We start from the raw sequence: 357 nt of genomic DNA, 5'->3' as shown, positions 1-357 counted from the left end.
CGGTACCGAAGGGGAAGTGGTGGCGGATGCCCGCCGCAGCGGCCGCATCGACTGGCTGCACGACGGCCATCAGCGGACGCTGGTCGATCCGGTAGGCGGGTCGATTGGCGACGTGCCCGAACTGCCGCCGGGCACCGACGTCGGCCTGACCGCCGCCTGGATTCGCAAGGTGCTCGATGGCGACGCGCCGGTGCCGGCGCCCATCGCCACGCAGGTAGCGACCATCCAGGACTGCCTGAAGCAGGCCACGCGCGTGGCCTGGACGAGCCCGGTCTGACGATTACGGACGATTACGGACGATTAGAGCCGATTAAGGCCGGCGCGGAGGCAGCGGAATCCGCTCGGTCTCGCCCGGCA

The 357-nt window shown here is 70.0% G+C and carries 1 pseudogene; it reads left to right on the top strand.

Annotated features, from left to right (window positions below):
* Window positions 1-277 (top strand): annotated as a pseudogene (locus AC1DHL_RS30235) (DNA-binding protein YbiB); the annotation flags it as partial.
* Between the last annotated feature and the right edge of the window lie 80 nt (window positions 278-357).

Source organism: Variovorax sp. 10L426 (genome assembly GCF_056395305.1).
This window is presented reverse-complemented; position numbering and strand designations above follow the sequence as displayed.